The 14,968-nt window shown below is 57.4% G+C and carries 11 protein-coding genes, 1 tRNA gene and 1 pseudogene; 4 read left to right on the top strand and 9 right to left on the bottom strand.

The window, feature by feature from the left end:
* Window positions 1-45: 45 nt before the first annotated feature.
* A pseudogene (gene rpoD, locus GC131_04150) lies at window positions 46-2,079 on the top strand (RNA polymerase sigma factor RpoD).
* A gap of 577 nt (window positions 2,080-2,656) precedes the next feature.
* Here the strand turns inward: rpoD and GC131_04145 are convergent.
* The 8 genes from GC131_04145 to GC131_04110 form a co-directional block, all read right to left on the bottom strand.
* Window positions 2,657-3,493 (bottom strand): hypothetical protein, encoded by an 837-nt coding sequence (locus GC131_04145; protein MBI1273259.1) that lies wholly within the window; start codon window positions 3,491-3,493, stop codon window positions 2,657-2,659.
* Between the two features lie 24 nt (window positions 3,494-3,517).
* Window positions 3,518-3,594 (bottom strand) — tRNA-Ile (locus GC131_04140).
* A 51-nt stretch (window positions 3,595-3,645) separates the two neighbouring features.
* A complete protein-coding gene (locus tag GC131_04135; GenBank protein MBI1273258.1) occupies window positions 3,646-4,170 on the bottom strand; it encodes a PH domain-containing protein in 525 nt (174 codons plus the stop codon).
* Window positions 4,171-4,193: 23 nt separating this feature from the next.
* Window positions 4,194-5,177 carry a thioredoxin-disulfide reductase gene (trxB, locus tag GC131_04130; GenBank protein MBI1273257.1) on the bottom strand — a complete coding sequence of 328 codons (984 nt, stop codon included), beginning with the start codon at window positions 5,175-5,177 and terminating at the stop codon, window positions 4,194-4,196.
* A 13-nt stretch (window positions 5,178-5,190) separates the two neighbouring features.
* The gene (locus GC131_04125; GenBank protein MBI1273256.1) at window positions 5,191-7,098 is read right to left on the bottom strand and encodes a hypothetical protein; all 1,908 of its coding nucleotides are present in this window, start codon (window positions 7,096-7,098) and stop codon (window positions 5,191-5,193) included.
* A gap of 102 nt (window positions 7,099-7,200) precedes the next feature.
* Window positions 7,201-7,821: a 2OG-Fe(II) oxygenase gene (locus GC131_04120; GenBank protein MBI1273255.1), complete on the bottom strand. Its 621-nt coding sequence runs from the start codon at window positions 7,819-7,821 to the stop codon at window positions 7,201-7,203.
* Window positions 7,822-7,875: 54 nt separating this feature from the next.
* A complete protein-coding gene (locus tag GC131_04115; GenBank protein MBI1273254.1) occupies window positions 7,876-9,141 on the bottom strand; it encodes a DUF4147 domain-containing protein in 1,266 nt (421 codons plus the stop codon).
* Window positions 9,131-10,177, bottom strand: coding sequence for a hypothetical protein (locus GC131_04110; GenBank protein ID MBI1273253.1), 1,047 nt, complete (start codon window positions 10,175-10,177; stop codon window positions 9,131-9,133). Before GC131_04110 ends, GC131_04115 begins: the two co-directional genes overlap by 11 nt.
* 21 nt (window positions 10,178-10,198) lie before the next feature.
* Between GC131_04110 and GC131_04105 the strand changes: the two genes are divergently transcribed.
* Window positions 10,199-10,699, top strand: a complete 501-nt coding sequence (locus GC131_04105) for a winged helix-turn-helix transcriptional regulator (GenBank protein ID MBI1273252.1) — start codon at window positions 10,199-10,201, stop codon at window positions 10,697-10,699.
* Here GC131_04105 and GC131_04100 read toward each other — a convergent pair whose 3' ends face one another.
* Entirely contained in the window at window positions 10,700-11,398 is a 699-nt protein-coding gene (locus GC131_04100) for a phosphatase PAP2 family protein (protein MBI1273251.1), read from the bottom strand. It abuts the gene before it with no gap.
* A gap of 49 nt (window positions 11,399-11,447) precedes the next feature.
* Here GC131_04100 and GC131_04095 point away from each other — a divergent pair, with 49 nt between their 5' ends.
* Entirely contained in the window at window positions 11,448-14,042 is a 2,595-nt protein-coding gene (locus GC131_04095) for an MMPL family transporter (protein MBI1273250.1), read from the top strand.
* 44 nt (window positions 14,043-14,086) lie between these two features.
* Window positions 14,087-14,911, top strand: coding sequence for a VacJ family lipoprotein (locus tag GC131_04090; GenBank protein ID MBI1273249.1), 825 nt, complete (start codon window positions 14,087-14,089; stop codon window positions 14,909-14,911).
* The last annotated feature ends 57 nt before the right edge of the window (window positions 14,912-14,968 follow it).

Here is a 14,968-nt window from a genome sequence, read left to right as displayed (position 1 = left end):
GCCGAAGAAACCACCGAGGCCCCGAGCAGCGACAAGGCGACCGAATCCGTCAAGAAGATGATCAAGCTGGGCAAGGAGCGCGGCTATCTGACGATTGACGAGATCAACGCCGCCCTGCCCCAGGGCAAGATCACATCCGAACAAATTGAAGACACCATGGCCCTGCTTTCCGAGATGGGCATCAACGTGGTCGATGGCGACGACGGCGATCAGGAAGAAGCCGCCGAAAAGGATAGCAAGGATTCAGACGACGGCGACGACGCCAAGGAAGAAAAAGAAGAACAAAGCAGCGGCAACATCGACGAAGAAACCGCCAGCCGCACCGACGACCCGGTGCGCTTGTATCTGCGCGAAATGGGCTCGGTTGAACTGCTGAGCCGTGAAGGCGAGATCGCGATCGCCAAGCGTATTGAAGCCGGCCGCGAAATGATGATCAGCGGCATATGCGAATCCCCGCTGACCATTCAGGCCATTCTTGCGTGGCATGACGCCTTGCAGGAAGGCAAAATCCTGCTGCGCGACATCATCGACCTTGAAGCGACCTATGGTAACGACCCGTCTTCCGGCGGCACCAATGCCGGCGCGGCCAAGGAAGAAAAGGACGACAAAGAAGACAAGGAAGAAGACGCCGAAAAGGAAGAAGAAGCCGGCACCGAGGAAAGCGGCGATTTCGACGACGACGAGGAAAACAACCTTTCCCTTTCGATGCTCGAGGAAAAGCTGAAGCCGCAGGTGATGGACACCTTCGGCAAGATCGCCGTGACCTATGCCAAGCTGTTCCGTCTGCAGGCCAACCGCCACGCGGCCGCGCAGAAGGGCGAGGAAGTCAGCCGCCAGTCCGACAGGCGCTTCCAGGGCATCAAGGATGAGCTGGTTGACGAAGTCCGCACCGTTCATCTCAACCAGCACAGGCTGGAACAGCTCGTTCAGCAACTCTATACGCTGAACCGCCGCCTGATGGGCATTGAAGGCAAGATTTTGCGCAAGGCGCTCGAAAGCGGCATCAAGCGCGAGGAATTCCTTGCCTTCTATCTGTGCCACGAGCTTGACCGCAACTGGCTGGAGAATGTCTTCAACCCGCCCAAGAAGCCGAAAAAGGCAGCCAAGGCCAAGAAACCCGCCAAGGCCACCAAGGCCAAGGGCAAGAAGGGCAAGCAGGAAGAGCCGCCCGAGGAACAGGAACCAGAACTGCCGGCCGCGAACCTCAAGGCCTGGACCAAATTCATCGAACTGCATGGCGAGGAAACCGACCGTCTGCGCGCCGAAATCGCTTCCATCTGCGACGAGGCCGGCCTGCCGCTTGGCGATTTCCGCCGTATCGTCGCCACCGTGCAGAAGGGCGAACGCGAAGCCGCCAAGGCCAAAAAGGAGATGGTGGAGGCCAACCTGCGCCTCGTGATCTCCATTGCCAAGAAATACACCAACCGCGGGCTTCAGTTTCTTGATCTCATTCAGGAAGGCAATATCGGCCTTATGAAGGCAGTCGATAAGTTCGAATACCGGCGCGGCTATAAATTTTCCACCTACGCCACATGGTGGATCAGGCAGGCGATCACCCGCTCGATCGCCGATCAGGCCCGGACGATCCGCATCCCCGTCCATATGATCGAAACGATCAACAAGCTGGTTCGGACAAGCCGCCAGATGCTGCACGAGATCGGCCGCGAGCCGACCCCTGAAGAACTGGCAGAAAAGCTCCATATGCCGCTGGAAAAGGTCCGCAAGGTCCTGAAAATCGCCAAGGAGCCGATTTCGCTCGAAACCCCGATCGGCGACGAGGAAGATTCGCATCTCGGTGACTTTATCGAGGACAAGAATGCCGTTATCCCGCTGGATGCCGCCATTCACTCGAACCTGCGCGAAACCACAACCCGCGTGCTTTCAAGCTTGACTCCGCGCGAAGAACGCGTGCTGCGCATGCGTTTTGGTATCGGTATGAATACCGACCATACGCTTGAAGAAGTGGGGCAGCAGTTCAGCGTGACGCGTGAACGTATCCGGCAAATTGAGGCCAAGGCGCTTCGCAAACTGAAGCACCCTTCCCGTTCGCGTAAGCTCAGAAGCTTCCTCGATACCTAAAGCGGTCGCGCGGCCCTTTTGCCCGCTAAATTACCGTAATTCAACGGGTTATGGCTGCCGTTCCGGCTGCATGCCCATCAGATAATCCTTCGAACAATAAAAAACCCCCGTCCAGATACCGGCAATCGCGCGGGCCCAGACGGGGGTTTTGATTTTTACCAGGAAAGAACCTGGAAGAAAAACCTTTCACCTAGTGGGCGAAAGATTACTTTTTCTTCTTGGTCTTCCGCTTGGCTTTTCTCTTTGCCGGCTTCTTGACGGCTTTCTTCTTGGTGGCTTTGCGCTTCGTCGCCTTCTTCTTCGCAGGCTTCTTAGCGGCTTTCTTCTTTCTCTTGACTGCCATAACTTCCTCCATTTGAGAGTGAGTAGTGTGATGGTGTGGATAGTTCAGTAAAGTGTCAACAACCTATCGTTGGTTTTACTTGTACCGATTGCAAAAAACGGTCGTTTGCATCTCCCGCGTTGCATGATTGCAACAATTTTTGACGCACAGCACAAAAAAACTTCTCACTCGGTGCGGTGAGTATGACTTCATAAAGTAAACACAAGGTAAAAAACCGAATCGTAAAAGATAAAATCAGGCGCGCAAAGCTTCATTGAGCGATGCATGCAATGCACGATAGAACGCGTCGCGCAGATCATCTTCGAGCATGTTGAGCGCGAGATAGGGGGAGTCATCCTCGATCTCGAGCAGCAAATTTCGCCCATCATTTAGATCAAGTATATCAATGCGTTGTATGCCGTGTGGAATATCGTTCCATGCGACGAAGTGACGCGCGAGGTCGATCACTTGTGCAGAAGGGTAGCTGCGCTTCTGATCATCCTTCTCGACGCGCGTATGCTCGGTTGAAAAAAAATATTCCTGATCGATAAAAATGCAGGAAATCTCCCGCACAAAATCCAGCTCCGGCTGTATGACATGGCATGGCTGCCACACCTTCCCGAGCTCCCCGGCGGCCACGGTTTGCTGCCCAATGGAAGAAAAACCGTTAATGTCTTTAAGGCGATAGCGTTCACACGACCCAAGCGCTTCAATATCGTCAGGGTGCCTGACGGTGGGAATAACCGGGAACCCGGCGCGCGTCAGATCAACCAGGTACCCCTTCCCCCACATATCGCAGCGCGCTGAAAGCGGGTTATAGACCTTCAGCCGCTTCGTCTTTTGCCGCTCGCGCATCGCATAGCGCATGGCGTTATAATGCCGCATGGCGTCTTCATCATGGCCATACGGCCAGATGTTCCTGATAACCGTCAGATCTGTCGCATCTTCAAGCGCCTCAAGACCATCGAGCCCGCTGACTTCGACATTGTAGTACCGGCGCAGGAAATCGATGGTGGCGAGGTCTTCGTGCGCCCAGCCGTTATCAAGGTCGGTAGCGAACAGGATATGGGGTTTTTCCGAAGCGTCCGGCATGGCGCTAGCCTTCGCGAAGAAAGGTGGTGGGCCCGGTAGGACTTGAACCTACGACCAAACCGTTATGAGCGGTTCGCTCTAACCAACTGAGCTACAGGCCCCCGGTGCAAGCATTACCACATTGGCAAGGCCCCGCAACCTGCCCTGTTGGGCTAATCGTTGCCGTCGTTGCCCTGCACCCGCTGGATTTGTCGCATCAACTGACGCTGGAAACCGGCGGGGTCGGTCACGTTATGAATGGGGGAAATGCCGCCGCCGGTGCCTTTCACCAGCACGCTGCCATAGCCGCACAGGCGGCCCATGATATCCTGATCGATATTGGCGCCTTCGACCTTGTTCAGAAACAGCTCGAACGTGGTGCGGGATATAAAACCGAACTTGGCAATAACGCGCCGGTTGGTGATAGCCAGCTCGGTGCTTATCTGCGTCACATAGGCGATCAGCACCATAAAACAGCCAAGCCCCACGATGCAGGCGGTTATGATGGCAAGCGGGTGGGCGTATTGTTCGCGCCCGCTTGTCCCGAACAGCATCAGCAACAGATCGGCGCCATAGAAGCTGAGCAACCCGCCCGCGATGGTGACGACAAGCCCATAGCTGTAAACAATCCAGTGCAGCGAGGTGCCGAACATCACCTTTTCGTTCTTCAGCAGAACGGAATCTACATAGCGGGCCATGAGAGACGCCTTTTTTCTGTTTTCTAGCCGTTCGTGCCGGTGCGTGCACCGCCTTCGGCGCTTTCCTGCGCCGCCAGCCACTTTTCGGCCTCCAGCGCAGCCATGCAGCCCATGCCCGCCGCCGTGACCGCCTGGCGGAAAACCTTATCCTTCACATCGCCCGCGGCGAACACGCCGGGAATGCTGGTGGCGGTTGAATCCGGCTTGGTGAGGATATAGCCCTGCCCATCGAGATCGAGCGTGCCTTTGAAAAGCGCTGTCGCCGGGTCATGCCCGATCGCGACAAACACGCCATGCACGGGAATGGTGCTGACCTTGCCGTCATTCACGTTCTTGATTTTGACGCCGGTGACAGATTTATTGGGCGCGGTTTCGCCGATCACATCCTCGACCGTGCTGTTCCATACAACCTCGATCTTCGGATTTTTGGCCACTCGTTCATGCAATATCTTCTCGCCCCTGAAGCTATCGCGCCTGTGAATAATGGTGACCTTCGACGCATGGTGGGTAAGGTACAATGCCTCTTCCAGCGCGGAATTGCCGCCGCCAACCACGGCCACTTCCTTGCCTTTAAAGAAAAACCCGTCGCAGGTGGCGCAGCCTGAAACGCCGAAGCCCTGAAATGCCTTTTCGCTTTCAAGTCCCAGCCAGCGCGCCTGCGCGCCGGTGGCGATCACGATCATTTCCGCCTCAAACACATCGCCGGATTCCGCCTTGCATATGAAGGGGCGCTTGCCGAAATCGACCTCGCTGATCACGTCGAAAAGCATTTCTGTGCCGACCTTCTTGGCCTGCTCCGCCATTTGCTCCATCAGCCACGGGCCCTGAATGATATCGGCGAAGCCGGGAAAATTTTCGACATCCGTCGTGATGGTCATTTGCCCGCCGGGCTGCATGCCCTGCACCAATATGGGGCTAAGGCTGGCGCGCGCCGCATAAATCGCGGCCGTATAGCCGGCAGGGCCGGCGCCGATGATCAGAAGCTTGGTGCGGTGCGTCTTGCTCATTCGTCCTTCCGGGTTAAAAACCGAACATGTGATCGAGGCTGAAGGCCTTATCGCCGCTCAACAGCCCATGATAGCCGAACAAGCGGCAAGTCGTATCGCGGATCTGAACGTAGCAATGATCGCCCGCCCCATCCAGCTCGTCAGCCGTGAACATTTCGCTCACCCGCCAAAGCAGAGAACCGCTGCAGGGTATGCGCACCATGCGCCGCGCCACTTCCTCGCCGCGGCTGGAAAAGAGCGTCAATGCGGTATCGGATGTTTCATGCCACGGCATTGATGCCGGAAACACAAGGTGGCACATCGTATCGTACGGCCGCGGGCCGCAGCGCAGGAACAGGCGCGTCGTTAACCCCGGCGGACGCCCGGCATAGGATTGCGGCTCGTTCTTGTAGGTCAGCAGCGTGTTGAAAATATGCGCGCCGAAACTGGTTTCCGCCTGATGCATGCTCTTGCGGTCGATATAGCGGAACAGGCTGTGCATCCAGCCGTCAACCTCATGCCCTGCGCTGAAATCGTAAATGATCTCGATATGCCCGAAGCCGCCGTCAAGCTTATAACCGTTGATCAGCTCGTTCACGTCCAGCGCTACCGAATCCTTGCGCGCCAGGTTGCCGAAGTGGTGTTCGACCACCTGCTTGCCCTTTGCGTCGTACACGAGCGCCTTGAGCGGCAGATGCTGCTGCGATGTTGACATGGGCGTCGGCAGTGCAATGGTCGTGAAGCGGTCGGTCGGCAAGATAGGCGCAGGCAGGATATGCAACTTGCCAAGCAGGTCGCCCAGCTCACCGAGGCGCTTGTCGGGCTTCAGATCATTGCGCTCAACATTCGGGTGGGAAATGCGGCAACGGCCGTTCTTGTGTATAACCTCGTAGCGCGGGCGCACGATGTGCTTGCCTGCCTGTATTTCAAGCTGCTGCGGCCAGCGTGCCTTGGGCAACAATTCGGCCACGCTCAGGCGATAGGTGGCAAAGGGCGCAACCGGCTTTTGTAAATACGCCGCCTGTTCTTCGCCCATCAGGTTCAACCCGATCTCCCCCGCCGGAATGGGGCTCGGGTGGCTGTTCTGCACCCACAACACAACCTCCTCCTCTGCCGTTGGCGCAGGCAGGCCGGCATAAAGGTCTGATGGCCATGAATTGGCATCATGCGTGCAGGAAAGCACGGTTTCATCATCGCCATAGGTATCGAGCGCGTATTTGACGACATCATGCCCGGCTGCACCAACAATATGCACGAACAGCTGCCCCGTGAATTCCGGAAGCTTGAAGCGTTCGCGCACATGCTTGCTGTCTATCACCAGCGTACCGTTGGCTTCCGGCAGCGGGTCGATCCATGTCGCGAGCGCTTCGCCCTTGTCATCGAACAGATTGCACCACACCCTGCCACTGGCGCTGCCGTAGTTGGCCCAATAATTGGCGGTGACCAGCCGGGTATGGTGGCCCTTGCCATCGCGGAAGAACGCGAAGTTGTTGGCAAAGTTGATGTTGCTCAGATACTTTTTCTTGTCCGAAAGCATGTCTTCCGGCAAACGCAGGGCATCGAAGCTGAACCAAGGCGTGTTGGCGGGCATCAGATGGTTGATCTGATCCACCGTGCGCTGGGCATCGAAGGTTGCAACAAGAATGGATTTGCACTTCGCCTGATCGAGCAGGGTCACGGGTTTCGATTTATGGTTCAGAAACACGGCGCCGATCTTGTTGACGTCCTGCACATAGACGCCTTCAATCTCCACCTCGCTCAGCGGGAAAAACTCGTTGAACCCTGCCAGCAGATTGTGGGGGTCATAAATCGCCACCGGGCCGTTCTTCTGCACATGGGAAACAAGGTTGCGCGCCTTGCTGGCTGCCAGCGGGTGGGTAACGGCCTTGAAAAAGGCATTGCCGCCGGAAACATTACTAAAAGTGTCTATTTTCAATGGCATGGCAGCCGCCCCGGAATCGCGTCAGAAGATTGCACCTATACACGTATATATAGGCGCTTGGGCGCGCGGCTGCAAATACCGCAAATGGCTGATTTCTTTACGCTAATAGCTACTGGGGCGCTTGAACAGCGCGCTAAGGCGGTGGCGCATCTGCTCGCGCCAAACCACGCCCCTATCCGCAACCCAATTGAGCTGGATGGCCCGGCGCGGCCCTTCAAAAGATTCATGGCCGTGCCAGGCGTTGGGCTGGTTTTTGAAAATCAGAAGCGTCCCGCGATCGGGCGGCACTTCTGCCACGACATCATGCAGATTGTCAGGCGATCTAAGCAAACGCAAACGTCCGCCCGGCTTTTCCCACGTGCCGTTCATGTATATCAGCACGGTAATCAGCTTGGTCTTGCTATCGGTATGAATTTTGCCGTCGGTCGCCCGGCACTGCCCCCGCACCGTCACCATGGTGGGGCGCCCGGACAAATCAACCCCGAATTTCCCGGCAACCATGCCGGTCATTTCCGGCCCCTGAATTTCCTGCATGAGCGATTGAAACGCGCTGCCGTACTTCAAAGTCGGCAACGGAAAGCTTCCGGGCCGCTCGACGGCCGGAAAATCGCGCTCGATCGCCTCGACCGCATCGGCCTTGATAAAACCGGGCACGATCGCATAGGGGTATGGATCGGCATGCAGGGTTGCGGATTTCAGCGCATCAAGGTTTACGGCGGACATCGATCCCTCTGTTTCACGCACAATCTACCATTCTCGGTGCAGCGCGTTAACCGGCTATTTCTCTATGTATATTGCGCGGAAATCGTTCACATTTGTCCGCGTCGGACCGGTCATGACCAGCGCGTCACACTGTTTGAAAAAGTTGTACGAGTCATTGCGGGCAGCAAAATCCTTGGCGATCACGCTGCGCTTCGCGGCCGCAGCAAGCATGCCGGGCGCCATAACCGCACCGGCGTTGTCTTCGGTGCCGTCTATGCCATCCGTGTCGCAGGCGATGGCATGAACATGCGCCAGCCCTTCTGTCGCGATTGCAAAGTTCAGCAGAAATTCGCAGTTACGGCCGCCCTGCCCCTTGCCCTTGACGGTCACGGTCGTTTCACCGCCCGAAATCAGCACGCACGGCGCAGGTATCGGCTGCCCGTGTTCCACGACCTGTCGCGCCATGCCTGCCATTACGAGCGCGACATCGCGCGCCTCGCCTTCGATGGCGTTACCAAGCACGAGCGGAGTAATGCCTTGCGTGCGCGCAAATGCCGCCGCCGCATCAAGGGCATCTTGTGGCTTCGCAACCATAACAACCTCGGCACGCGCCAGGCACGGATCACCGAGTTTTACGCTTTCGTCGCTGGCGGCCGCGAGATGTTTTTCAAGCGCAGGTGGCAAATCGATCGCATATTTCTTCAAAATACCTGCAGCATCAGCGAAGCAGGTCGGGTCTGCCACCGTCGGGCCGGAAGCGATCACGGAGAGATCGTCGCCCGGCACATCCGAAATCATCAGCGTGACGATCCGCGCGCCTTTTGCCGCGCGCGCCAGCCGTCCGCCCGCAATCGCAGATATATGTTTGCGCACGCAGTTGATCTCGCCGATGTTGGCGCCGGAAAGCAGCAGGCTTTTTGTAACTTGCTGCATGTCGGCCATCGAAAGGCCTTGCGCCGGAAGCGACAGCAACGCCGAACCGCCGCCGGAAATCAGGCACAGCAGCAAATCATCCGGGCCAAGGGTGCCCGCAAGCTCGAGGATCGCGCGCGCAGCCTCCTGCCCCGCATCGTCCGGCATGGGGTGGCCGGCTTCCACCATTCTGATTTTTTGCAACGGCACGCCGTGTCCGTAGCGGGTAATCACGAGACCGCTAACATCGCCCTCGTAATGGTCTTCTACCGCCTTGGCCATAATCGCAGCTGCCTTGCCTGCCCCGACAACGACGGTTTTACCCTTGGGCGGGCGCGGCAGATAAAGCGGCACGCGGTCTTCCGCCTTAACGGCATCCAACGCGGCATCGAACATACCGCGCAAAAATGACGCCGCTTCAATCGTCATGCTTAGCCCCGATAGTTGCGCGCTCCTCGTTTCCGTTCAGCAAGCGACGGATGCGCTCCGCCACCAGCCTGACATCATCAAGCGGCTGGTAGGAATAATTTTCCAGCGCGCCTTCGAAAATCCGCGCAAGGCCGTCATCACGCATGCCCTGATGAAAACGCCGGAACTTGTCCGAGCCGCCGGGCAAATCGATCACATAAACGGGCTTGCCCGTGGTACAGGCTTCGGAAACCATATTGACGGAATCGCATGTGACCACGATGTAATCCGCCAGTCCCAGCATGCCGTAGTAGGGGTTGTCCCCGTTTTCATCCCATAAGAAACTTGGCACGTCGTGTAACCCCGCCTGCAAAATCGCCATATTGGCTTCGCCCGTGCGGCGCGAAGGCGTGACCAGCAGGCTTGCGGGCATGCTGCGCGCCAGCGCGGAAAGTTGAACGCTGAGCGGGATCATTTCACGCGGGCCGAATTGATACACGCTGTTCGCACCGCCGATCAGCACGGCAACATATGGCCGCGGCAAATGCGCAACCTTCGGCGCAAGCTTCCGTGCTTCATTTTCCAACATGGCCGGCGTGACACGATGCAGCCCCCCGCGCGTCGTCATCACATTCGCGCCCGTCAAGCCATCGTGGCGCGGCACGACAACCAGATCAAAGCGCGAAGGGTTGATAACCGGGTCTTGCAATTGCACCGTGAGCGTACCGGGCTGCCCGCCCTGCATGCTTTGCCGCCGCACGCGCAACGATGCCGGAATGCTGTGCCTGCCGGTGGCGATCAGAAGATCGGGCCAGGGTGGCTCGATCGCGTCTCCCTTGTGGCTGAAAGCGAAACGCTTGCCGGTGCGCAAATAGGGCGTGAGCTGCCGCCACGGGCTACGTAATTTTATACGCTTAACAGTGGGTTGCAGGCCAAGGGCTTCCGCAAGGCCAAGGCACTGATTTTCCATGCCTGCTTTGCCATCCGTCACAACCCAGCAAGAAAGTTGCGCGGGATCACGGGATGGCCTAATAGTCTTGTTCGTCTGGCTAACCATATCCCTGTCTTAGATCGCCCCATGAAACGCGTCAAACTCGACCGGATTGATATCAAAATCCTGCGCCACTTGCAGGAAAACGGGCGTATGACGAATGTCGATCTGGCGAAAAAGGCCGGTATTTCGGCCCCGCCCTGCCTGCGCCGGGTGCGTGCACTTGAAGAAGCCGGGTTCATCAAAAGTTACCATGCAGATTTGGCATCCGACAGGCTTGGTTACGGCACCACCATTTTCGTGCAAGTCAGCCTGACCAGCCATGCCGAAACCGATCTCGGGCAGTTCGAAAAGCTGGTCCAGTCATGGCCGATGGTCCGCGAATGCTACATGCTTGCGGGTGAAGCCGATTACATCCTCAAGATCGTCGCCGAAAATATGGAAACCTACCAGAAGTTCCTGACCACGCATCTCACGAGCGCGCCGAACGTCAATCACGTCAAATCTTTCATGGTGATCCGCCGCGGCAAATATGATCCGGGCGTGCCTATCACCGAAAGCATGCTGACCAGCGCCCGCGGACGCTGATCAGAATAAGTATTTTATCGCGTGCCCGAGATAGAGCTGTATATCAAAGAACATCTCTTCTATTTCGCAGCACAATAAGAACATACCCGCATAAAACAGGCCCGGGTATTTTTCATGGATATAAAATGCCGGACGCACATAAAGCTGCTTGATAACGGGCCAGCGTAGCAGCAGGACAACTCCGGCCCCCACCACCATGCCGCCCATGATATCGGTCGGATAATGCAGCCCAAGATAGACGCGCACAAAGCTCAAAAACAGCGCATAAGCCAGCGCGATCAGCCCGAGCCTGCGGGAAACGAAGAACAAAGCCACCGTTATCGTGAAGAAAAGCGTGGCATGCTCGCTTGGAAACGAACTCCAGGTATCAAGATTATCGGTTTCAAGGAAGAATGATTTCTGGAAAGGGAGGTCGGGGTTCTGGACCGGACGCAACCGATGAGGCAGCACAATAACCAGCAGCCGTGCCACCAACGGGGCGATGATCGCGGCCATGATCGCCGTTAGGGCATTTTCCCGCCGCTTGCGCTCGTCATGCGGCCCGGTGTTCGCAAACCACGCGAACCAGACCATGGCCATGTAAATGCCGCTCTTGAGTATATTGCTTGATTTGAAGGCATGCATAACGGTATCGAACCAGATCGACTGGTGCGAAAACTGGTTCAGGTATAATAGGATGGACGTGTCAAAGCTGTTCAAGTGTGCCCCCTGTTTGCACAGAATTAAAGATTAAAGTACACAATCGCCCATGCTGACAACACTGATCGTAGCGATTGTTGACTGGTGCCGCCGATTTTCATGGCCGGTGTTGCTCTGCGCCATCACTTTGACCGGTTTTGGCGTCTGGTACACCGCACACCATTTCAAAATGAACACCGACGTCAATACGCTTCTGGCGTCCGATCTCGGTTGGCGTATCAACGAAAAGGAGCTCGAGCGGGCATTCCCCCAACACAATGATTTGTTGCTGATCGTGATCGAAGGACGCAACAGCGGCGAAGCGGAAAGCGCCGCCGCACGGCTTTACGAAAAACTGCAGCAGACGCCCAGCCTGTACCACAGCATCAAACGGCCGGACGCCCTGCCCTTCTACCGGCAAAACGGGTTATTGCTGCTCGATACCGCGGAACTGACCGAAACCACGAACCAGCTCATGCAAGCCCAGCCGTTACTGGGCACGCTGGCGGCCGATCCTTCCTTGCGCGGTCTGTTCGGCACGCTGTCGCTCGTACTAGAAGGCATCAAGCGCGGATACGGCAATACGCCGCAAACCGCCGCGGCGGTCGGGAAAATGACGAAAGTGATCGCCGACGTTACGGACGGCAAGAACGTCACGCTTGATTGGCAAGGGCTGATCACGGGCGATGGCGGCAGCTTCAACAGCGCGCGACGCTTTATTTTGATGCAGCCCGTGCTCGATTACACCGCGCTTTCGCCCGGCGCCGAAGCGGGCAAACACGTGCGCGAAGCCGCGCGCGAACTGGGCCTTACGCCGGACAACGGCATCGAAGTGAAGCTGACCGGCAGCGTCGCGCTGAATGACGAGGAATTCGCGAGCGTGGCCGAAGGCATGGGGCTCGCGACCATCGGTTCGCTGATCGCCGTGCTTGCGCTTCTGCTTGTGGCGTTGCGCACGCTGCGGCTTGTTATTCCCATTATCGTCACGCTTGTGTGCGGGCTGGCGCTGACGACGGCAACGGGTCTTTTCATGGCCGGTTCGCTGAACCTGATTTCGGTCGCTTTCGCCGTGATGTTCGTCGGCATAGCGGTCGATTTCGGCATACAGTTCGGTGTGCGCTTCCGCGACCAGCATCATATCCACCCCGACAGCACAACCGCGATACAGGAAACCGCGCGCATCATCGCCAAGCCGCTTTTGCTGGCAGGCATTTGCACCGCCGCCGGCTTTCTGTGCTTTACGCCGACGGATTATGCGGGCGTCGCCGAGCTGGGCCTGATTGCCGGATGCGGCATGATCATCGCGCTTGCGCTTAACCTCACCCTTTTGCCCGCGCTAATCACCATCTTCAGACCGCCCGCAGAACCGGAAACCGTGGGTTTCCGCTGGACCGCACCGATCGACAATTTTCTGCTGACCCGCCGCAAGCTGGTGCTTTGCGGTGCCGCCTTGGCCGCGCTTGCCGGCGCGGGGTTAACCACACAACTGCATTTCGATTTTGACCCGCTCAATCTGAAGGATCCGAAAACTGAATCCGTCGCGACGCTGCTGAGCCTGATCGACGACCCCGCCACCAACCCCTATACCATCGAAATCCTTGCGCCCGATCTGGCGGCCGCCGACACCCTGAAAGAAAAGCTGCGGGCGCTGCCCGAAGTCGCGCGCACCATGACCCTCAGCAGCTTTATACCCCGCGAACAGGAAGACAAGCTTGCCATCGTTGCGGACGCAAACATGCTGCTGGCACCCACGCTCTTTCCGCCGGTTATCCGCCCGCCGCCAACGAACGCAGAAATATCGCTCGCCATCAACGAAGTTCGGCAAAACCTACGCGCAATCAGCGCGGATAATTTTGCACCCGGACCCGCACTGCTCGCAGCCCTCGATGCGTTGGCGGATAGGGACACGCCGGAACTGTATGAGCGGCTCAAGGCCGCGCTGGTGAACGGCATGCTCGCGCAAATCGAAGCCATCAAGCAGTTGCTTGCCGCAAACAAGCCCGTCACTGCGGACGACATCCCACAGGATTTACGCGAAGATTGGGTGGCGGCAGACGGGCGGGCCCGCATTGAAGTGCACCCCGCGCTGGCCGAAGGGGTAAGCCCCCGCGACCGACAAACCATGATCGCCTTCACCAAGGCGGTGCGGGCCATAGCACCGGAAGCGACCGGAACCCCCATCTCGATACAGGAATCGGGCAACACGATCGTTCAGGCGTTCATTCAAGCCGCAACCGGCGCGCTTATTGCCATCGCGCTGCTGGCCTTCCTTGCGCTACGGCGGCCGTTCGACGTGGCGGCATTGCTGGCACCGCTGATTCTCGCCGGTTTGCTGACGCTCGGCACCGCCGTTTTGATCGGACTGCCCATAAACTTCGCAAATATCATCGGCTTGCCCCTTTTACTGGGGCTCGGGGTCTCATTCTCAATATATTTTCTGATCTATTGGCGGGCCGGGGGGCAGCAGCCATTGCAGTCCAGCATGGCCCGAGCCGTAGCATTTAGCGCTTTTACAACGCTCGTGGCATTTGGGTCACTCTCGCTTTCCAGCCACCCTGGAACCGCAAGTATGGGGAATATTTTAACAATTTCCCTGTTATATTCTTTTGCTTGCACCTGGGTTTTATTACCGGCCTTGCTTGGGCGTAACAAATTAGTTACATAAAAGCATAGCTGGTTGTTGTATGTATTCAACCGGTTACCCGCCTAATGCTGCTCAGAGGTTCTCCGATGAAATACCGTGGTCTGGCCATCCGATCGTTTGCGATTGCGCTTTTGTGCGTAACGCTTGGCGCTTGCGCTTCCGTTCCCGAAGATCCGGCGCAGCGCGCGGAGTACGAGCGCACCAACGATCCGCTCGAACCGATGAACCGCGGTATCTTCGAGGTCAATGATTTCCTCGATCGCATTCTGTTCCGCCCGATCGCACAAGCTTACCGTTTCGTCTTCCCTGAATTTATCCGCAACCGCGTTGCAGGCATCGTCAGCAACATGGAAGAGCCGGTGATCTTCGCCAACAACATGATGCAAGGCGAAGTGTCCAGCGCGGGCACCACGGCCGGTCGTTTCCTTGTAAACACGGTGGCTGGCGTCGGCGGCATGTTTGATGTCAGCGACGAAGTCGGCCTCGATCGTCAGGAAGGCGATTTCGGCCAGACCCTGCATGTCTGGGGCTTCGGTGAAGGCGCCTATATCGTGCTGCCCCTGCTCGGCCCGTCGAACATACGCGACGGCATCGGCAAGGGCGTGGATATGGTGATGTCGCCGTGGGGCTATATCGCCAAGTTCGGCACCGACACCACCGAAGATATCTTCAACTACAGCAGTTTTGCCGGCAGCGGCGTCGTCAAGCGCGAAAAGAACATCGAAGCGCTCGACAGCCTGAAGGAAGGCTCGCTCGACTTCTACGCGCAGATGCGCAGCGTGTACCGCCAGTATCGCAACAAGCAGCTCGGCATCAAGGCTCAGCCGATGTCGATGCAGTACGAAGAATATGATTACGAACCGATGACAACTCCGCTGGGCAGCGAATAGCGCCGGGCGCAAATCAACTGCAAAAGGGGCGGCATGAAAATGCCGCCCCTTTTTTAT

It is taken from the genome of Alphaproteobacteria bacterium (assembly GCA_016124955.1).
GTDB lineage: Bacteria > Pseudomonadota > Alphaproteobacteria > UBA9219 > RFNS01 > RI-461.
This window is presented reverse-complemented; position numbering and strand designations above follow the sequence as displayed.